The 19,753-nt window shown below is 40.4% G+C and carries 15 protein-coding genes; 7 read left to right on the top strand and 8 right to left on the bottom strand.

Annotation, left to right across the window (positions count from 1 at the left end; translation table 11 throughout):
* Positions 1-14 precede the first annotated feature (14 nt).
* From ACULLG_RS12050 to ACULLG_RS12075, 6 genes are all read left to right on the top strand, one after another.
* Positions 15-311 carry an antibiotic biosynthesis monooxygenase family protein gene (locus tag ACULLG_RS12050; protein ID WP_452127046.1) on the top strand — a complete coding sequence of 99 codons (297 nt, stop codon included), beginning with the start codon at positions 15-17 and terminating at the stop codon, positions 309-311.
* A 20-nt stretch (positions 312-331) separates the two neighbouring features.
* Complete coding sequence (locus ACULLG_RS12055) at positions 332-724, top strand: hypothetical protein (protein ID WP_452127047.1); 393 nt, start codon at positions 332-334, stop codon at positions 722-724.
* A 178-nt stretch (positions 725-902) separates the two neighbouring features.
* Positions 903-1,379: a methyltransferase family protein gene (locus tag ACULLG_RS12060; RefSeq protein ID WP_452127048.1), complete on the top strand. Its 477-nt coding sequence runs from the start codon at positions 903-905 to the stop codon at positions 1,377-1,379.
* An 83-nt stretch (positions 1,380-1,462) separates the two neighbouring features.
* The gene (locus ACULLG_RS12065) at positions 1,463-1,903 is read left to right on the top strand and encodes a thiol-disulfide oxidoreductase DCC family protein (protein WP_452127049.1); all 441 of its coding nucleotides are present in this window, start codon (positions 1,463-1,465) and stop codon (positions 1,901-1,903) included.
* A 165-nt stretch (positions 1,904-2,068) separates the two neighbouring features.
* The gene (locus ACULLG_RS12070) at positions 2,069-2,665 is read left to right on the top strand and encodes an SRPBCC family protein (protein ID WP_452127050.1); all 597 of its coding nucleotides are present in this window, start codon (positions 2,069-2,071) and stop codon (positions 2,663-2,665) included.
* A 2-nt stretch (positions 2,666-2,667) separates the two neighbouring features.
* Entirely contained in the window at positions 2,668-3,777 is a 1,110-nt protein-coding gene (locus ACULLG_RS12075) for a DNA alkylation repair protein (RefSeq protein WP_452127051.1), read from the top strand.
* Between the two features lie 72 nt (positions 3,778-3,849).
* Here the strand turns inward: ACULLG_RS12075 and ACULLG_RS12080 are convergent, their stop codons facing one another.
* Both ACULLG_RS12080 and ACULLG_RS12085 read right to left on the bottom strand, forming a co-directional pair.
* A complete protein-coding gene (locus ACULLG_RS12080) occupies positions 3,850-5,202 on the bottom strand; it encodes a DUF1552 domain-containing protein (protein WP_452127052.1) in 1,353 nt (450 codons plus the stop codon).
* Between the two features lie 10 nt (positions 5,203-5,212).
* The gene (locus ACULLG_RS12085) at positions 5,213-8,794 is read right to left on the bottom strand and encodes a DUF1592 domain-containing protein (protein ID WP_452127053.1); all 3,582 of its coding nucleotides are present in this window, start codon (positions 8,792-8,794) and stop codon (positions 5,213-5,215) included.
* A gap of 319 nt (positions 8,795-9,113) precedes the next feature.
* Here ACULLG_RS12085 and ACULLG_RS12090 point away from each other — a divergent pair, with 319 nt between their 5' ends.
* Positions 9,114-11,174 (top strand): mucoidy inhibitor MuiA family protein, encoded by a 2,061-nt coding sequence (locus tag ACULLG_RS12090; protein WP_452127054.1) that lies wholly within the window; start codon positions 9,114-9,116, stop codon positions 11,172-11,174.
* 54 nt (positions 11,175-11,228) lie between these two features.
* Here ACULLG_RS12090 and ACULLG_RS12095 read toward each other — a convergent pair whose 3' ends face one another.
* Genes ACULLG_RS12095 through ACULLG_RS12120 form a run of 6 tightly spaced genes read right to left on the bottom strand, consistent with a single transcriptional unit; the run spans position 11,229 to position 19,684 of the window.
* Positions 11,229-12,401, bottom strand: coding sequence for a flavohemoglobin expression-modulating QEGLA motif protein (locus tag ACULLG_RS12095; RefSeq protein WP_452127055.1), 1,173 nt, complete (start codon positions 12,399-12,401; stop codon positions 11,229-11,231).
* Positions 12,398-13,225 (bottom strand): N-formylglutamate amidohydrolase, encoded by an 828-nt coding sequence (locus ACULLG_RS12100; RefSeq protein ID WP_452127056.1) that lies wholly within the window; start codon positions 13,223-13,225, stop codon positions 12,398-12,400. Before ACULLG_RS12100 ends, ACULLG_RS12095 begins: the two co-directional genes overlap by 4 nt.
* Positions 13,218-14,249 (bottom strand): glutathione synthase, encoded by a 1,032-nt coding sequence (gene gshB / locus ACULLG_RS12105; protein WP_452127057.1) that lies wholly within the window; start codon positions 14,247-14,249, stop codon positions 13,218-13,220. Before gshB ends, ACULLG_RS12100 begins: the two co-directional genes overlap by 8 nt.
* 20 nt (positions 14,250-14,269) lie before the next feature.
* Positions 14,270-15,595, bottom strand: coding sequence for a dicarboxylate/amino acid:cation symporter (locus tag ACULLG_RS12110; RefSeq protein ID WP_452127058.1), 1,326 nt, complete (start codon positions 15,593-15,595; stop codon positions 14,270-14,272).
* Positions 15,596-15,652: 57 nt separating this feature from the next.
* Entirely contained in the window at positions 15,653-16,717 is a 1,065-nt protein-coding gene (gene aroC / locus ACULLG_RS12115; protein WP_452127059.1) for a chorismate synthase, read from the bottom strand.
* Between the two features lie 57 nt (positions 16,718-16,774).
* On the bottom strand, positions 16,775-19,684 hold the full coding sequence (locus ACULLG_RS12120; protein ID WP_452127060.1) for an FAD-binding and (Fe-S)-binding domain-containing protein: 2,910 nt from the start codon (positions 19,682-19,684) through the stop codon (positions 16,775-16,777).
* Positions 19,685-19,753: the final 69 nt, after the last annotated feature.

A 19,753-nucleotide genomic window follows, 5' to 3' on the forward strand; every position in this document is an offset into this window, starting at 1 on the left:
TCCTAAAAACAGAAATGATTCGAATCCTCTATAATTGGAAAGTAGCGCCTGAAAAATTGGACCTTTTTATTGAGATCTGGAAAAAAACCACCAACAATATCCACGAAACGGTAAAAGGTGCCAGAGGCAGTTTTATGTTACAAAATGATAAAGACCCTACAGAAATAAAGACCATAGCACGGTGGGATTCCCTCAAAGATTGGGAGCAATTTTGGCAGGATAGCAATCCCAGCCAAATGGGCTCTATGCACAATCTGGGCGAACGTGTTTCTGTGGAGATATTTAGGGAAGTGGATGATTTTACAAAGTAACACCCATATTATAAATCAATATGAACACATACTTTTTAGCTGCTGGGATTCTTTGCATACTATTGGGACTCGCACATTCCATTTTTGGCGAGATTCTAATATTTAATGGTAAAAGGAATAAAGGAAGTATTGTCCCCACTAAAAAAAATCCAGGATTGAGAACAAGGCACCTTCGCATAATTTGGGCCAATTGGCATTTATCCTCTGTTTTCGGATGGTGTTTGGGTGCAATACTTATAAAGATTGCCTTAACCTACAACGATTTGAATCACGAAATTGGGACATTCATAGTTAGGGCCATAATTTGTACCATATTTACAGGTTCCCTACTGGTTTTGGTCGGGACAAAAGGAAAACATCCCGGATGGATAGTGCTATTCGTAATCGGAATACTATTGATAATTGGGAGTTAATAAACATTTGAATGATGTTCATATCAAAGTAATTGGCCGAGAAATTAAAACAGCGAAATACACTGAGAAAGACAATGAGTCTACAGACGGATGTATTTGTTTGCAAATACAGGCTAGAGGACCTTATGAGGTTTGGTACAAGGACATTGTGCTAACCCAGAGGAAATAAGATTAAATCATGACACAAGATTACGCCCACAAATCAATTTTACGCACGTCCGATTTTATTCTAACCATTATTATAGTTATTGGAGGGTTGGTTGAATATTTTTTTATTTGGCATTGGTCGCTACCGATACCTGAATACCTCAGAATCATATTGGGAACCGTATTGCTCCTGTTTGGTATTTCATTGATTGCGAAAAGCAAATCAGAATTGGATAAAGCAGAACAACCTTCCGAACCAGGGAAACCAACCACTCAAATCATACAAACGGGAATTTATGCCCTAACCCGTAATCCCACTTATTTTGGATGCGCAATTCTGTTGCTGGGGCTTGGTATTACTTTTAATTTTTTTACTTGGGCAATCGGCTCTCTATTCGCTTTGATTTTGATGCATATGCTCCTAGTATTACCCGAGGAAAAATATTTGACATCAAAATTTCCCAAAGAATTTTCAGAATACAGGAAAAAAGTCAGAAGGTGGATATAATCTCGTTCCCGTAAGGTTGCATCTTGTGGGCTCCTCTTCTATCTTTACTAGGCTTTGATCTTCAAGGGACGTATCTTTGTGTTATGAAAACAATAGATTCCCACTTTAGTGGGAATGACATAGAAAGTAAGAAGATTATCTTGTTTGACGGAGTCTGCAACCTCTGTAATGGAGCGGTTCAATTTATTATTAAGCGGGATAAAAAGGATGTGTTCCGCTATGCGGCCCTGCAAAGTGAGGTTGGAAAACAACTGATCGCAGAACGTGCCATTGATACGTCCAAAGTGGATTCCATAATCTTAATTGAGCCTAGTGTCGCCTATTTTACCAAATCGGACGCAGCAATACAGATAAGTCAAGATTTTGGTGGGCTTTGGAAAGCCATGACCATCTTCACCTGGATCCCCAAGATATTTAGAGATGGGATTTACGACCTGATTGCAAAAAATCGTTACAAATGGTTTGGTAGAAAGGATGCTTGTATGATTCCCACCCCGGAGCTGAAGGCCAAATTTTTAGGGTAACTTAAAAGTCACCTCGAGCGAAGTCGAGAGGTATTATAGCACCAATTTCTCTGTTTACAGGTCTCGACTCCGCTCGACCTGACAGTAAATGGGAAAATTCTACAACCACTGACATAGGGCTGTCACCCACTCGATTTAGTTTTGCTTTCAAACAAAATAACAACAATGATAGCAAACAAATCAATCCCAATTATTTGCCTGGCATTGGGCCAAGTATTAACAGGTTATGGACAAAATTCCGGACACTCTCCTAAAGTGCCTTTGGCCTCGGATTTTGTTTCCAGTCCACTCAGAAATAGCATTGAATTAGAACTGAATGCTTCGACCACAGAGGTTTGGGAGCTAATTGGAAAACTAGAACGAATGCCAGAATACAGTAGTGGATTAAAAAAAGTGGAAGCCAAGTATAATGACTCCAATCATTGCCAACGTTTTACCTGTACCTTTTTTCCCATGGAGGAAGGAATGCCAGAAACCACCCATACCGAAATCATGAAATGGTATCAACCCAATGTTGGTTTAGCTTCAATGGCGGAAGAGCCCAACGCACTGGGCCTTAAAAACTCACTGGGTTTCTTGCTGCTGAAAAGTGAGGGTGCAAAGACAATACTTCTATGGAGTCAGTATTTTGATGCAGACAGCGAGGAATCACTAAAAATGAACATCGAAGGCTTTAGGTTGGCACTTAACGAGGACATTGCCAACAATCTAATCCGAAAGTTTGGAGGCCGAATATTGGAAAATTATGTACAGCAATTATAGTTATGGCAGAACTTTTTAAAAATATTTACAATCCGGACTTCTTTAAACGATTTACGGAATGTATGGAACAAGTATTTCCTGAATTTGATACAAATACCTTTTTAAACGCAATTTATAATGATGATTGGGACAACAAGGAACTAAAGCAGCGGATGCGCCATATAACCCATGTGATTAAAGACCATTTGACAGCCGATCTAAATACCAATGTGAAGCTATTGCTCAATCTTATTCCCATTTTAAAGCAAAATGATTTTAGATCGGATAATCTGGAGTTCATTTTCCTTCCAGATTTTGTGGAAATCTATGGAGCCGATGATTACGATATTTCCATAGACGCATTTGAGGAGATTACCAAGTTTGTAAGTTGTGAGTTTGCTGTGCGGCCATTTATCATTAAGCATCCGCAAAAAATGCTACAACAAATGATACGTTGGTCCCATCATGAGCACCCTATGGTACGACGGCTTGCATCCGAAGGATGTAGACCACGATTACCTTGGGCCATGGCTCTACCTGACCTTAAAAAAGACCCAACCCCCATACTTCCCATTCTTGAAAAATTAAAATCCGATGAATCGGAATCTGTTCGACGCAGCGTTGCCAATAATTTGAATGATATTTCGAAAGACAATCCCAAAATCGTCATCCGCCTGGCCAAAAAATGGAAAGGAAAAAGCAAGGAAGTGGATTGGGTGGTGAAACATGCTTGCAGAACATTGCTAAAACAAGGTATTCCAGAAGTAATGCAATTGTTTGGTTTTGGAAAGACCAACAACATTAAAATTGAAAAGTTTGAGGTCCTAACTCCGGTTGTGACCATTGGTAAGGATATGAATTTCTCATTTTTACTGAACAACACCAATCGGAAAAGCACTAAAATCCGTTTGGAATATGGTCTGTATTACCAAAAGGCCAACGGTACTCTATCTAAAAAAGTGTTCAAAATCAGTGAAAAGGACTATGATGGAAGTTCATCTACTCCTATCTTGCGAAAACAGTCTTTTAAAATAATTACAACCCGAAAGTTTCATGTAGGATTGCACCAAGTTTCACTAATTGTAAATGGGGTTGAGTTGGATAAAAAGGATTTTCAACTGGTAAGGGAGTAAGACCTCTCGACTGCCTGTCCTCCGGACGAAACTTCGGAAGGCGCGGCGCTCGAGGTGACACCCAAACTTGGTTTACAATACTTTTGAGTGTAGTTCTTCAGTGCTATCTGAAAAACTTTCGGTTTCAATACCCAATCTATTCAACATATTCACAAATAAATTGGACATTGGTTCTTCGTCAAACTTCTCATAAGTGCCATGGTTCAAGCCCATATTGGCACCTCCAGCCAAAATCGTCGGATAATTGACAGCATTATGGGTAGTACTGCAGGCACTTCCATAAAGAATCATGGTATTGTCCAATAGTGATCCGTGCTCATCATGTGTATTCTTCATCCGATCAAGGAAGTACGCAAATTGTTTGGACAACCATTGATCGTAACGCCCCCACTCTTCCCAATGTCCGGTACTAAGATCATGACTTATGGTGTGGTGGCCTTTGCTAAGCCCTAAAGCCAATTTGGGGAAGTTCTCGCCAAGACCTAGCCCATCTTCCCGGGCCATCATATAGGTCATTACTCGAGTAAGGTCTACTTCCATACCCAAAACCATTAGATCAAAGGTGGTTTTGATGTATGCTTCGGGGTCTACTTTGACATCTGCATTGAAATTAATGTGGCCAGCATCAAAATCTTTCATCGGAATGTCTAACCACTGTTCATTTCGCTTTACTTGTTCCTCCACAGAGTTCAAAGAATGCATGTATTCATCCATTTTGGTCTGATCGTGCTTTCCTAAACGTTTATGCAATCGTTTGCTATCCTCCAGTATCAAATCGACAATTTTCTTGTCTTGCTGAATACTTTTTCGACGTGCTTGGGTGGTTGCCCCACCTCCGGGCGCAAAATAGCGTTCGAAGATTTCACGATGCCTATGCTCTGACGGGATAGGTTTACCTGATAAATCAAATGACAAGGTCGAAACCCTTGATTTATAGCCAATTCCACCATCAGTAGACAAGGCCAAATATGGATAACGCGTATGTTTACTGAATTTTTGAGCCACCAACTGGTCAAGGGAAATACTGTTCATATAGGCACTACCTCTTACATCACCTCCTGTTAACCAGGTGTCGCCCGCCAAATGGCCCAGCAATGCTCTACTTCTAGGGTGACTGAGTCCACCAATTATGGACATGTTCTCACGATGTTCTATCAAAGGTTTTAAGGTTTGTGTAACTTGATAATCTCGACCTTCTCCCATGGGAAACCAGCTCCATTTCTTATGAAATGAACTTTCGACTGGAGGTAGTCCGACACCATTCGGAAAATATACGCAGCAAAGCCTTTTCATTGCCTCGCTGGGTGTATTTGTGCTTTTTAGCATGGTTCCCATTCCCATTGCTTCCATATACGGAATCATGCAACTAACACCCAATCCTTTGACGAATGTTCTTCTATCTAAATGCCATGATTTGCGAGCCATAGTCTAATTTTTAAAAATCACCAATAAACGATTTGCTTGTAATAATATGTTCAAATACAGATTGAAAACGATAGCCATCTTCCTTAATGGCGCTAACTATGGATTCAATTTCGGGTTCATCAACAAAGGTTATATCGCGTCCGATTGCATAGGAGAACAGATGTTTTACCAATGAGCGTGTAAAGTCGTCTATTTTCTCATTTAAAATATACGCTTTTATTTCGTCAATTCCATCAACAACCTTACCATCAGGCAGTTCCGCCTTTACATCGATGGGGTTTCCGTTGTTGGCCACTGTTTGGAAAAGTCCGACCGCATTATAGTTTTCAAACACGATTCCGTAGGGATCTATCTTAGCATGACAATCCATGCATGAAACTTTATTTCGATGTAAAAAGAGTTGCTCTTTCAAGGTCAACTTTTCAAAACCGGGCGTCTCGGGATCCAGTTCTGGCACGTTTGGCGGTGGATCTGGTGGACGGTCGCCTAAAATTCTAGAACGGAGCCATACCGCACGTTTTATAGCGTGTGCTTGTGTTCCATCGGAATGTCCGCTTAGGAAAGAACCTTGTGAAAGTAATCCTCCCCTTTTTGAATCGGGTGCCAAAGCAACCGGCCTAAAGTGATTGCCTTTTACATTCTCGATGCCATAGAATTCTGCTAAATTTTGGTTTAGCATGGCAAAGTCGGATTCAATCAAATTACCGATGTACATGTTACAATTGAGCACATGGTGCACAAATTGATAGGTTTCCTCGGCCATATCCCTTTTTACAAATCGGCTATAAGCTGCATACTCATTTACATTGGTACTCATGGTTTCGTGTCGGTCAAGACGAAGCCATTCTTTGGAGAAATTACGGACCATTTCCCAAATTTTGTCGTCTTGGAGCATCCGCTGCACTTGTTTTTTCAACTCTTTTTTGCGATGAAGTTTTCCTTTATCGGCCAGTGCTAGCAATTCTTGATCTGGAGGAGAATCCCAAAGGAAATAGGATAAACGTGAAGCCAAGAAAAATTCCATTTCATCATCGGATGTGCCTTCTTCCGGTTCGGCCAAATAGATGAAGCTAGGCGAACACAATATCGCTACAAGCACTTCTTTGACGCCATCTTCATATTGTTCGTAATCGCCCTTAATGCTTCTCCAAAACTCTAGATAGGGCGTTATTTCTTCTTTTTCCAAAGGACGCCTAAAAGCTCTCTCCATAAATCTGGACAGTATTTGTGCCGTGTACTTTTCTTTATCGGTACTATCTGGGGAATCAAAAAATATGGCAGTATGGCTTTTTGGTGGCCATTCTGCATAATACGGGGCTTCAAATTCCAGTTCATGGACCAGCAATGGCGGACCGGAATCTCTGTTATCTTTCACCAAATAATCGTTCCAGATTCCCATCCCCATAATATTGGCCAAGATTTCGGTTTCCAAGGTGTCTATCACTGGAATGGGCAAATCTTCAAGTCTTCCTTTAAATATGTATTGCCTTGGGGTTTCAGAATTGATAACATTTCTAAAGTCATCAAAGTTCTTATAATCGATGCCATCATCCGTTCTAGAACCAGCAAATACCCGCATGATAGGTGAAGCCATCTCATATTTCAACCTACTTTCTTCTTCCTCATTGTCCAGCTGTATGGAGACTGGATGATCATCCGGGAACGGGGTCACGATTACTTCGCCAAAACCCACGAAAAATCGACCGCCAATTTCAAGAGTATGTTTTCCTTCTTCTAAATAGGCCAAGGTCAATGGAGTAATCATGTCCTGTTGCCCATCTTCCGGTTTTATCAAGTGCAGCCGCTCTTGCAAACGGAATTGATCTAACCGAATATTTACAGAGGGCATGCCATCTTGAGCTGCATAGGGGTGCGTAAAATCAAACTGATAATATCCCGTTTTGGGGGCAAAAAAGGTGGTTTTTGCGTAACTGTATTTGGTCAAGTCCTCGGCAAGAGTATACTTGCCTTTGTTCACGAGGTTGGTTTTATTTGTAAATGCATTGGACCGAAGTGATATGGTGCTTTCCAATTTCTCAGCAGGAACAGGTGTTCTTAGACTGATCAAGCCTTCTTTTTTTACATGCTCTTGGTACCCTTTGGAAGCTTTTACTCGAAACTCAAAGTCTCCTTCCATGGGAAAATGGTCCTTGACCAATAATTTTAGGTTTGGTGAAGGGCCCTGCCATGACTTTGGGCTTACCTCTTTGTGAGGCAATGCGGAATATAGGATAATCCCATTTTCGACCACTTCGTAACGATCTGCATGAGATCCCCGCATTCCTATTCCAATGTTTTTTTTGATTTCGGTATATAGGGCTTCTTCTATACTGTCCGTTGGCTGAACTGGTAATCCATTTTCGTCCAAGATATCAACTATAAGATCATCTGAACTTATTGGGGCACTCTGGTACCCTCCAATCATGGCAGAGGGCAAGTCTACGCCTATTCCTTTACCAAACTTGATTCTATAGTGTGTGGCCCTTGGCTTTTCAACTGGTGCAATGGCCTTATCCAATGCATCACGAGCTATTTTTTTATAGTATTCTATGTGCAGCGGAGAAATTTGCAGTTCATGTCCGTTGTTGCTGAAACCCATTTCAGATTTTTCATCATCGGGAAGCACCTCACCAAAATCAACGGTAACATCCAACAACTGATTTAAAGAGTTGGTGTACTGTTTTTTGGTCAACCTTCGAATTACCGCAGTTTGATTGGATTTTTTAATTTTTATCGCATTCTGCACCGAAGCCGTAACCCAATCCACAAGCATTCTACGTTCTTCGTCCGTAAGTTGTTCCTCCTCTTCAGGAGGCATTTCACCACTATTGATCATATCGAGCATTCCACGCCAGGTGGCTGCATCTTCCCCGTTTATCAAGTCCGGGTCAATCCCATCCAAGCGAAGACCCGCTTTTTGTTCTTCTGATCCATGACATTGCACACAGTATTTTTCAATAACAGGGTTAATATCCGTATCGAAATCATAGGCGCTAAGGGTTTTGTTCACTTTGGAATTATCCATCGCCACCAACCCTTTTAATGCATAAGGGTCATCCCCAAAGAATGAACGGAAACCATCTGGAAGATTTTTGGTTAAATAATCTGAACCATGTGTGACAGAACCACCATAATGCCCAGCGATGGTAAGGAGAGCAACATTGGTAAAAAGGGCAAGTTGATATACTGAGAATCGTCCTATTTTTTTTGTTATTTCCTTTTTATGGATCACATAAAGCCAAATGCTTAACAAAGCGGTAGCTAAGCCAAACCACTTGTGCAGCGCAAAAACATCACTCCCATAACTACCAGAGGCAGCCAAGAAAGTTCCGGCCAGTACTGAAGGTATGGCCGTAACAACAACAAACTTTAAAATTACACCACGGATATGCGACATATGTGGCTTTGGCACCACTATTTCAAGAATGAAAAGACACAATAGGGCACCTATAGGCAGATGTACCAAAATAGGGTGGAATTTTCCAAAGAAATCTAAAAACCAAGGTATTTCACCACCTTTTATAGGTAAGAAGGGAATTGCCACAAGCACAATGGAGAGCGCTACAATATAAATCAAGCTATTGCTTTTCATCTAGGGTCAAGTTTGTTAGAATCGTCCAAATTTGAATTCAAAGTCAGATATAAATGACTTATTGTATCAAAATTAATCCAATAAAACGCTGTGCTTTACCAAAATACTTGCATTATTCAATACTTAAATTGCAGAGTGGCAATAAAAAAGTTAAAATTTGAACAAAATTGTAGTGTTCGGTGTTACCATTCAACTTTAACCAATTTTAATCACTCAACCAGAAAACTACTTCACCTAACAACCGGCTTGGTTCACACATTTTAGGTTTGAATACGAATAGTTAGGGTTTAAGTTCACCAAAACTTTAAATCCAACAGTCATGAAAAAACTACTATTCTTATTGGTCCTTTGTCCTCTTTTGACACTTGGGAATGACAAAAAGATTCCATCAACAATAAAAGATGTAACCGTTTACCTTAGTGGAGCTCAAATTTATCGTAAGGCCCAATGTCAACTTAGAGAAGGCAAAAACAAGCTTGTGTTCACCGGACTTTCCCATAAGGTAGACGAAAGCAGTATTCAAATCTCAGGTTTGCAATCTGTTTCCATTTTATCCATGTCTTACGACTTGAATTATTTAGAAAAAACTGAAAGTGACCCTCAAATAAAAAAATGGGAAGATGAAATTATTGAGCGCCAACATCAAATAACAATGCACAACAATTCAATTGCAGGATTGGATGAAGAAGAAAAGGTCATCACTACCAATAGGTCCATAAACAATAGGTTACAGGCTTTGGATTTAGAAAAAGTGAAACAAGTCAGTGCTTATTACAGGGAGCGCATCACAGCAATTCGGAACGAAATTTTTAAAACGAACCTGAAAATCAATGCGCATAAATTAGAAATCAACAAGCTTCAAAAACAGCTGGCTGAAATCAATAATGCTCCTGAGGAAGAACAAGGTGAGCTAACCATAACCTTTGATGCTCCCCTATCTACCAACTTAGACCTATCAATTTCTTATTTGGTTAGGGATGCCGGTTGGATTCCAAATTACGATATCAAGTCAAAAAAACTCAATGCTCCCATAGATTTGGCCTACAAGGCACACGTATATCAAAAAACCGGAAAGGACTGGGACAACGTAAAAGTGACGCTTTCCACGGGAAATCCAAATATCAACGTGAGCAAACCAAACTTGGGCACTAAGTACCTCAACTTTGTAAGCCGCTATGTTAAGCGCAAAAATATTGCTCCAAAACGAAAGGGATACGCATATAACCCATTGGTTCGAAAAATTACAGGAACTGTTGTTGATGCTTCCGGTGCCCCACTTCCGGGAGCCAACGTGGTTGTAAAAGGAACATCAAAGGGAACCACAACCGATTTTGATGGGAATTTTGAGCTCGATGTGGCATCCGGAAAAGACCTTTCCATTTCCTATATCGGTTTTGTAACACATGAAATTCCCATTTACTCATCAGTCATAAATATACAAATGGAAGAAGATGCTTCAAGGTTGGACGAGGTGGTGGTGACCTCACTGGGTACGTCTCAGAGAAAATCTTACAGTTATAGTGCGTCAGAAACATTGAATGGAAGAGTAGCAGGGGTCAACATTAGAGGTCATAACAGTATACCGAAAATACAACCTCCATTATATATTGTAGATGGTGTTCCTTTGACTGGATTTATGGAAGATGATCTGGATGAAAATGAGATTCAAAATGTTGAAGTCTTAAAAGGAGATGAGGTGACCGGTATTTATGGAAGTCGAGCTGCCAATGGTGTAATTTTAATAACCACCAAAAAAAGTATGGTACAGGATGATTTGACAAATACCAAGTTCATTATAAAGAAACCGTATTCAATTGTCTCGGATGGCGATATCACTGCCATTGAAATCAATACCTTTCAACTACCCGCGGAATATGAATACTTTGCCGCTCCCCTTGTGAATGAAAATGTTTTTCTAACGGCCAGTTTAAAGGATTGGGAAAAATTCCAGTTGTTACCCGGAGAAGCCAATATTTATTATGAAGGTGGTTATGCCGGAAAGACCAACATTGACCCTTTTACAGTTAAAAAAGAAATGACACTTTCTTTAGGCATTGATCCAAATATTACCGTAAGCCGTAAGCAACAACGTAATTTTAAAAGTAAATCCTTTACAGGCAGCAACCGAATTTTGGATAGAACCTACGATCTCGAGGTCAAAAACAACAAGAACTTGGCCATAAACCTAAAGCTAATGGATAGGGTGCCAATTTCCCAAAACAGGGAAATTAAAGTTGACGATATCGAACCACAATTGGCCGAGTATGACAAAAAAACCGGATTGTTGACGTGGCATCTGAAATTGGACAGCCAAGAGAGCAAAAAAGAAAGCTTTTCTTTTCAAGTTAAATATCCCAGAGGAAGATATATTTCGCTTTAGTTTGTTTTTTGTTGAATGCCATTCCGATTTAGGACCCTAATTTGGAATGGTATTTTACTTTAGATTGTTCAAGATAAAATCCAAAGTAGGGTTGGTGTTCAATTTTTGGTCAAAGGAAAGTCCTTTATGCGTAATCGGCTGTGCCAATCCCAATGTCTTTAAATATTTGATGATTTCTTCATCTTCCAAGGCCACCTTACCTGTCAATAAGGTGTCGAGACGTTCTTCACGTTGGTACTTTTTATAAATCTTGCGAAGGCCGCTCAAATACAACCGGTCTTTGGTAAATCCACCTCCGCGATGGGCTCTTAATGTTATACCGAAAGCTTCGTGCTTGTTCAACTTATATTGTCCATGAATCAAATCAAAGGTATCCGCAAAGGAATACCCTTTAATCAAACTGTCTGCCGCCAAAACACGATAGGCAAGTTCTTTTAATCTTTTTAAGTTCAATGCACCTCCCATATACTCACTAAAGACTGCTAAGCCCTCTTGGGTCTCCACATTTTTAGGCAAGCCATTGGAGAAAATCTTTAGTGGTTGCAACAATCCGTTATAGGTGGTTACCAAATGAACCCCAATTTCATGATTGGCCAAAGTCAATAATTGATTTTTGCTGAATTTAATATTCCGTTTAATCAGAAGTGCCTTTTCACTATTGCTTACCATGGCCTCGGCAGCCATGTTTTTGGAGAACCTGATATTCAACGGGAAATGATATCGTTTCGAGAAATCTTCAAAGTATTCGCAAGCCTCGTCTGGCGAGAATATTTTTTCCATATCCGAAGAAACCGGCTCATCCTCAAAATGTAGAATGAATCTAGCATTTTGGACATCCCGCTCCGTAGGTGTTCCATAAATCCGTAACGAATTGTAATAGAATTTCTTTCCTCTACCAATGGTTTCGATACACTGGATCATGTTGGAGTAGTGATAGATCACTTCCTGGTACAATCTCCGGATTCGTTCATCGGTTATACGTTCCAAACGTTGCGAAAAGAACAGTCTGTGCAATTTATAGGGGTCAAACTTCAACTTTGGGTACTTGAATTCAGGTTCGATGGAGAATTTTGATGTAAAAAAACGTTGCTTCTCCTTTTCAATGTTCAAAGGATTCACATAACCAAGCAATTCTATGCGGCGCACCAGACGATCTAGATTGGCATCTATCTCAAACAGATGCCCATATTCCTTTTGCAAACCCTGTTTTTCTTTCTCTTGTATCATAAGGTCTGCCGTTCAAATTCCTGCACCATTTCAGGAATAAGTTTTTTTAATTGATTTTCTACCGTTTTGACCACTTCAGGGAATATAATTCCTGTAAGCTCATCGCAGTATATTTTAGAGATTTCGGTGGCCAGTACCAGGGTATTCCTAAAATTTTGGGTGATGTATTTCAAAAAGTATCCATTACCAAAAAAGGTGTCATTAATTTTTGCTGATGAGACTATACCGTTGGAAAATTGGATATCCTCTAATCTTCCCCTCCAGCTTTCAACTAAATCACCATATCTTCCATTGTCGATATTTGTTGTACCAAGATTCCAAACAGGCACTTCCCTATCCCACCGTTTCCAGTTATAACTGTGCATATCAAATACAACCACATTTTGGAATTTTGATTCCAATTTTGCAATCAGGGCATGCACTACCTTGTAGAAATTTCCGTGTTTGGCAAGACTGTGTTGTTTTTCCTTTTCGGACAAAGGTTCTTTCCACAGTTGTTTGCCCCAGGCTGTATCAAAAATTGCTGTTTCAGGAGGTCGGTTCAAGTCATATTCAAAGCGGCTGTCGCATCCTGCGATGACAATCGGGAAACCTTGAACCATTTGTTTGGTACATGGGTCCTCTTCATACCATCTTTCATATTCGGTATGTAGGCAATTATCCCAGAGTGATTTTCTAAACTGATGGCCATCATGCACAGCACCACAAATAAAAGGTGTGTATTGCTCAATCTTTATGGTAAATGAATAGTCCTCAGAAACGGCTTCAAAACAAGTTTCCTTTTCAATCAACCCAATGATGTCTGCAATGCTATACTTATGCATTTTCCACTTCACTTCGCAATCTTGACCTTCTGTCAAAGGCCTGCAATTTATCAACAACCTTACTTTCAATAAAGTCGATTACTTTACATTGGGCCTTTGTTTTATATACTTTGTTGATATAGGTAATTCCACCGGGAGACATAACATTGACTTCAACCAACTTCCCCCCAATCACATCAATTCCCACAAAATACAGCCCATCTTTAACTAGTTTTGGGCCAATTTGTTTACAAAGTGCTTTTTCCTCTTTGGACAAGGAATGTTTAGCAACAGAACCCCCAGCAGATACATTGGAGCGATGGTCATCTGATCCCGGTATTCTGCGCATGGCCCCGATCGGTTCTCCATTTAAGAGTAGGATCCTAACATCTCCTTGGTCTGCACCTTCAATATATTCTTGCAGAATTACATAGTTGGAAGAACCATCCGCGTTGGTGACATAAAAATCCAACAACGACTTTATATTGGACATTGCAGATTTTTCAATAAGAATAACTCCTGAACCTCCAAACCCATTTAATGGTTTCAAAATCATTTTATCCGCTGCGGATTCTTTAATCTGCTGAACCAAATACCTCTTGTTTTTGGAAACATGGGTCACTGGAATAATATTACTATGACTATCCCCAAAGGCGGCCGTATATAATTTATTGTTCGCTTCGCGAAGCCCTTGAAGGGAATTTACAATAAACACATCGTCCTTTACCGAATCTAAAAAATTGAGCATTATTGGGTCCAGGGGTGGATTGGCTCGCATAAAAATAACGTCGAAACCTGCCAAAGGCAGCATTTCTTCACGTAAGGAAGCCTGTTTGTAAAAGGTCTTAAGACTGCTCGAAACTTTGTCCATGCGGTTGATTACTGTGCAAAAAGCACTGGTAACACTATTCCGAATGGTCAAATTTGCAGGTGTGCAGAGTGCCACTCCATGATTTCGTTTCACACATTCGTGAATCAACGCCAGACTGGTATCATTTTCCGGCTGAATCTCTTCCCAAGGGTACATTAAAAAACAGATGTTCATAACGTATACTTTTTGATTGCTTATCTAACTTCGTCCAAATGGTCGTCCCACTCTTTTACATTAGGTTTTCCCAACTTACCAACAGATTTTGCCACTATCATAGAAACTGTAGCATCCCCGGTAACATTGACAACGGTTCTACACATATCCAAAGGTCTGTCCACGGCAAATATCAAGGCCAAACCTATCGCAAGCTTATCCGCTGGAAAGCCAATGGCTTCCAATACGATTACCAACATCACCATTCCAGCTCCAGGTACAGCTGCTGAGCCAATGGAAGCCAATAAAGCGGTCAATACAATGGTTAATTGGTCTGCAAAGGACAAATCGAATCCCAAGGCCTGTGAAATAAACACAGCGGCTACTCCTTGGTACAAGCTTGTTCCATCCATGTTGATAGTAGCTCCAACGGGCAATACAAAACTTGACACTTCTTTATCTACCCCAATATGTTCTTCCACTCTTTCCATGGTTACAGGCAAGGTGGCTGCGCTGGAGCTAGTCGAAAATGCCAATAATTGAGCCGGGCTAATTTCCTTTAAAAACCAAAAAGGGTTCTTTTTGGTAAAGGTAGATACCACAATGGTATAGAAAACTATCATTAGCAATAATCCACCAACAACTACACCTGTATATTTCAATAGGGCGACCAAAAGGTCAGGGTCACTGGAAGAAACTACAACACTTGCCAAAAGTGCAAAGACTGCATAGGGTGCACTAAGCATAATCAAATCCACCATTTTCAATACCACATCGTTCAAGGAATCAAAGAAATCTTTAAGTGGTTTGGCTCTTTTCTCACCAATAAGCAGCATGGAAATACCTAAGAAAATCGTGAAAAATATCACTTGTAACATCAACCCGTTATCGCTCATCGCAGCGAGGGCGTTGTCGGGCACCATGTCCACCAAAAATTGAAGCGGTCCGCTCTCCTTTTGGCTCATTGCCTCATTCATTTTGGAAGTTACCCCTTCGGATGAAGCATAGGTTTGCGTCATTTTGATTACTGTTTCTTCGGAAATCCCATCTCCTGGTTTCAATATATTCACCAGAACCAATCCAATAGTGATTGCAACAACTGTGGTAAGAATATAAATACCTATAGTTCTGATACCTATGTTCCGGAACTTAGATATATCCTTTAAATCTGATATTCCCTTAACCAAGGAAGCTATTATCAGCGGAATGGCAATAAGTTTAAGAAGTTTTACGAAAATAGTACCTAGTGGTTGAATCCAATCAGAAACAAAATCCTTTCCCCAATCTATTTGGATCATTACAAATCCAAATATTATTCCCAACAACATCCCAATAAGGATCTGCCAGTGCAGTTCGAGTTTACGCATGTGTAGTTTTTAGGAAAGTAAGATACTATTTTGATTGGAAAATCCAGTATCCCCTGCCTAGATTTTGTTAGAACGCGCCAAAAGGCTGTAATCGGCCAGTACAAGTGCGACCATTGCTTCTACTATGGGCACAGCTCTTGGAACAACGCAAGGGTCGTGTCTTCCTTTACCTTGGGTGGTTACTTTTTCTCCTTCCTTGTTGATGGTCTCATACGATTGTAACACCGTGGCCACAGGTTTGAAGGCTACATTGAAATAAATGTCCATTCCATTGCTGATACCTCCTTGAATACCGCCACTACGATTAGTGCTAGTTGTACCGTCATTATTATAGGAATCGTTGTGCTCACTACCTTTCATTTTCACTCCTTCAAACCCACTCCCATATTCAAAACCTTTAACAGCATTGATAGATAGCATTGCCTTGCCTAACTCCGCATGTAATTTGTCAAAAACAGGTTCTCCAAGGCCAATGGGAACATTTTGAACGACACAGGTTACAATTCCTCCAATAGTGTCCCCTTCTTTTTTGATGGATTTGATATACGCTTCCATCTTTTCGGCAGTTTCTTGATCAGGACATCGAACTGGATTGGATTCGATTTTGGAAAAATCAAGATCTTGATATTTCTTCTCCATTTTCATATCTCCAACTTGGGATACGAAAGCATTGATCTTTACATCACCTAAAAATTGCTTTGCAATGGCCCCAGCCACTACCCTACTTGCCGTTTCTCGGGCTGAACTTCGACCACCTCCACGATAATCCCTGAAACCATACTTTTTATCATAGACATAATCGGCATGCGAAGGTCTGTATGAGTCTTTGATGTGGGAATAGTCTTTTGATTTTTGATTGGTGTTGTGAATCGCAAATCCAATCGGGGTGCCGGTGGTCTTTCCTTCAAAAATGCCTGAATAAAATTCAACCGTGTCGGGCTCTTTTCTTTGAGTAACTATGGCAGATTGACCCGGTTTTCTTCGGTCCAATTCCATCTGTATTTTTTCCATATCCAATTCCAAGCCAGCTGGACAACCGTCTATAACACCTCCCAGCGCCCTACCATGTGATTCCCCAAAAGATGTTAGCTTAAAAAGTTGTCCAAAAGTATTTCCTGCCATATGGTAAATATTGAATGCGTTTCAAAGGTAGATGTTAAAACTTATTTCCAAAAACAATTAGACCACCAATGCCTCCAACAAGATGGAAACTGGATGTTGGGCATCCCTATCCGTACCATCTTTGATTTGATGTCTGCAACTGGTACCATTTGCCGAAATGATTGTACTCTCGGAACTCTTCCGTACTGCTGGGAACAATTTTAACTCACCCACCTGCATGCTTGTTTTGTAATGCTCTTTTTCATATCCAAACGAGCCGGCCATTCCGCAACACCCCGAAGGGATTATGGTTACCTTGTAGTTTTTGGGCAAATTCAAAATATCGAACGTTACTTTTTGATTTGACAATGCTTTTTGATGGCAGTGATTATGAATTTTAACCTCTTTCTCGTCCTTGGTAAAACTGTCCGATGTAATATTTCCTTTTTCCATCTCTGATGCCAAAAACTCCTCAATCAAAAAAGAATTCGATGCTAACTGCTCCACTTTAGTTTTATCATCATGGAGTCTTTTGTATTCATCCCGAAAGGACAAAATTGCTGAAGGCTCCAATCCAACAATGGAAATGTTTTGTTCCAAAGTTTTATCCAATTTTGAAATGTTGGAGGCCACCAACTTCTTTGCTTGTTTTAAAAATCCTTTTGATAGATAGGTTCGGCCACTCTCTCCATAAAAGAGTTGGACATCATAGCCCAATCTACAAAGCAATTCAATCCCATCTTTTCCAACTTGAATATCCAAGTATTGGGTGAACTCATCAATATATAGGACAATCTTTTTATTTGGGTCGACTGAGGTTTGGTGTTTTTTCAAGTGCTCGCCAAAATCAAAGTTATGCACATTAGGAAAGCTCCTTTCTTTGGCAACTCCAGAAGCGGATTTAAGCCAACCCCCAAGAATATTGGATTTGTACACCGCATTGGTCAAACCAGAAACTTTACTTCCCAACTTGTTCAACCTTGTGTTGTGGGCAAACAGTTTACTCCGCAGTGGGTATCCGTTCGATTCTTGATATTGATATAAAAATTCAGCCTTAAGCGTAGCTACATCCACATTACTGGGACATTCGCTTGCGCATGCCTTGCAGCTCAAACATAAATCGAATACCTCTTTTAATTCTTCTTGGTCAAAGCGATTTGGCTTTTCAGAATTGGTTAAAAATTCACGAAGTGCATTGGCCCTACCCCGCGTGGTATCCCTTTCATTTTTAGTGGCATGGTAACTAGGACACATTCCACCCGACATGGTGTGGCTTTTTCTACAATCTCCACTGCCATTACATTTTTCCGTAGCCTTCAGAATACCTTCGCTATCTGAAAAATCCATTAAGGTTTTTACTTCTGGTTCTTTTCTGTCAATTTCATAGCGTAAGGATTCATCCATGGGAAAAGCTTCTACAATCTTCCCAGGATTAAAAATATTATTGGGGTCGAAGGTGGCTTTTACTCGTTTGAGCAGTTGGTAATTGGCATCTCCAATCATCAAAGGAATGAACTCAGCACGTACAATTCCATCCCCATGCTCTCCACTAAAGCTTCCTTTGTATTTTTTCGTGAGCTTTGCTACATCGGTTGTAATAGCACGAAACAAGGAAACATCCTCCGACTTCTTTAAATTTAAAATGGGCCTGAGATGTAATTCACCTGCTCCCGCGTGGGCATAATAGACCGCTTCTTGGTTGTACCCCTTCATGATTTGGGAGAATTCCATGATGAAATCTTTCAGGTCTTCCAAAGCAACTGCTGTATCTTCAATACAGGCCACGGCCTTTCTATCACCCACCATATTTCCCAATAAACCTAAGCCGGCTTTGCGCAGTTCAATCGCCTTATTGATGTCTTCCCCTTTTAACACAGGATTCGCATAACTCAATCCGGATGTTTCAATGGTTTTGAGCAGTGCGGTCAATTGTATATCCAATTCTTCTTGGGTATGCGCTTTTACTTCCAACATCAAAATTCCGGCTGGATTCCCATCAACAAAAAATCGGTTGGCGAGTTGTGCCCTGTTGTTCTTTGTGCAATCCAAAATAACCTTATCCATCATCTCACAGGTGTGCAAACTGTGCCGCATCACTGGGGCAACATCGCTCAAACAATCTTCCAAGGTTTTATAGTGAGTGGCCACCATTGCGGACAAGGGTGGCGGAAGATCATCCAATTGCAGTGTGATTTCTGTAGTAAATGCCAAGGTGCCCTCACTACCTGAAAGGAGTTTACAAAGATTGAAATCAGAAGCGCTATCCCCAAAAATCCCATTTTTCAGGAGCTCATCAACCGCATAACCTGTATTTCTTCGATGTATGCTGGTTTTGGGAAATTCTGTCTGGATATTCTTTATATTATGCGCATTGGAAAGTTCTTTACCCAACCCGGCGTAGATTTTCCCTTCTAGGGAATTTTGGTTTTTCTTTATTTGGAAAACTTCTTTGTCCATATCTCCAAAAAAAGCTTCGCTCCCGTCGGAAAGTATACAGGTCATTTCAACAACCTTATCCCGGGTAACCCCATATTGAATGGATGTGGTTCCAGAGGAATTGTTTCCTACCATCCCTCCGATCATACAACGGTTCGAGGTTGAGGTATTGGGTCCAAAGAAAAGACTAAACGGCTTTAAGTATTGGTTGAGTTCATCCCGAACCACTCCGGGCTGCACCTTGATTTGTTTTTTCTCTTCATCCAATTCCAAAATTTGGGTGAAATGCTTCGAAACGTCAACAACAATACCATCGCCAACACATTGACCTGCCAATGAAGTTCCAGCAGTTCTTGGAATGAGTCCTATCCCATTTTTAGTAGCAAAAGCCACCAAAATCTTGATATCCTCAGCGCTTTTTGGATATGCAACGGCCATAGGAATCTTACGATATACAGAAGCATCGGTTGCATAAAGTGCTTTACTCAAACTGTCAAATAAAAATTCGCCTTGTAGTTTTTTGGCAAGCTTTTTTAAAAGAGATTTATCCACAATGGAACAATTTTTGGTCGTCAAAATAGTTTATTGTCAAGAAGCTTTGCAAAGCTATCTTTAATTTTT

Source organism: Flagellimonas sp. 2504JD1-5, assembly GCF_053618295.1.

What these genes read in the sequence shown, in the direction of transcription:
- ACULLG_RS12050 (WP_452127046.1), top strand. Translation starts at nt 15, where the DNA reads ATGATTCGAATCCTCTATAATTGGAAAGTAGCGCCTGAAAAATTGGAC.
- ACULLG_RS12055 (WP_452127047.1), top strand. Translation starts at nt 332, where the DNA reads ATGAACACATACTTTTTAGCTGCTGGGATTCTTTGCATACTATTGGGA.
- ACULLG_RS12060 (WP_452127048.1), top strand. Translation starts at nt 903, where the DNA reads ATGACACAAGATTACGCCCACAAATCAATTTTACGCACGTCCGATTTT.
- ACULLG_RS12065 (WP_452127049.1), top strand. Translation starts at nt 1,463, where the DNA reads ATGAAAACAATAGATTCCCACTTTAGTGGGAATGACATAGAAAGTAAG.
- ACULLG_RS12070 (WP_452127050.1), top strand. Translation starts at nt 2,069, where the DNA reads ATGATAGCAAACAAATCAATCCCAATTATTTGCCTGGCATTGGGCCAA.
- ACULLG_RS12075 (WP_452127051.1), top strand. Translation starts at nt 2,668, where the DNA reads ATGGCAGAACTTTTTAAAAATATTTACAATCCGGACTTCTTTAAACGA.
- ACULLG_RS12080 (WP_452127052.1), bottom strand. Translation starts at nt 5,202, where the DNA reads ATGGCTCGCAAATCATGGCATTTAGATAGAAGAACATTCGTCAAAGGA.
- ACULLG_RS12085 (WP_452127053.1), bottom strand. Translation starts at nt 8,794, where the DNA reads ATGAAAAGCAATAGCTTGATTTATATTGTAGCGCTCTCCATTGTGCTT.
- ACULLG_RS12090 (WP_452127054.1), top strand. Translation starts at nt 9,114, where the DNA reads ATGAAAAAACTACTATTCTTATTGGTCCTTTGTCCTCTTTTGACACTT.
- ACULLG_RS12095 (WP_452127055.1), bottom strand. Translation starts at nt 12,401, where the DNA reads ATGATACAAGAGAAAGAAAAACAGGGTTTGCAAAAGGAATATGGGCAT.
- ACULLG_RS12100 (WP_452127056.1), bottom strand. Translation starts at nt 13,225, where the DNA reads ATGCATAAGTATAGCATTGCAGACATCATTGGGTTGATTGAAAAGGAA.
- gshB (WP_452127057.1), bottom strand. Translation starts at nt 14,249, where the DNA reads ATGAACATCTGTTTTTTAATGTACCCTTGGGAAGAGATTCAGCCGGAA.
- ACULLG_RS12110 (WP_452127058.1), bottom strand. Translation starts at nt 15,595, where the DNA reads ATGCGTAAACTCGAACTGCACTGGCAGATCCTTATTGGGATGTTGTTG.
- aroC (WP_452127059.1), bottom strand. Translation starts at nt 16,717, where the DNA reads ATGGCAGGAAATACTTTTGGACAACTTTTTAAGCTAACATCTTTTGGG.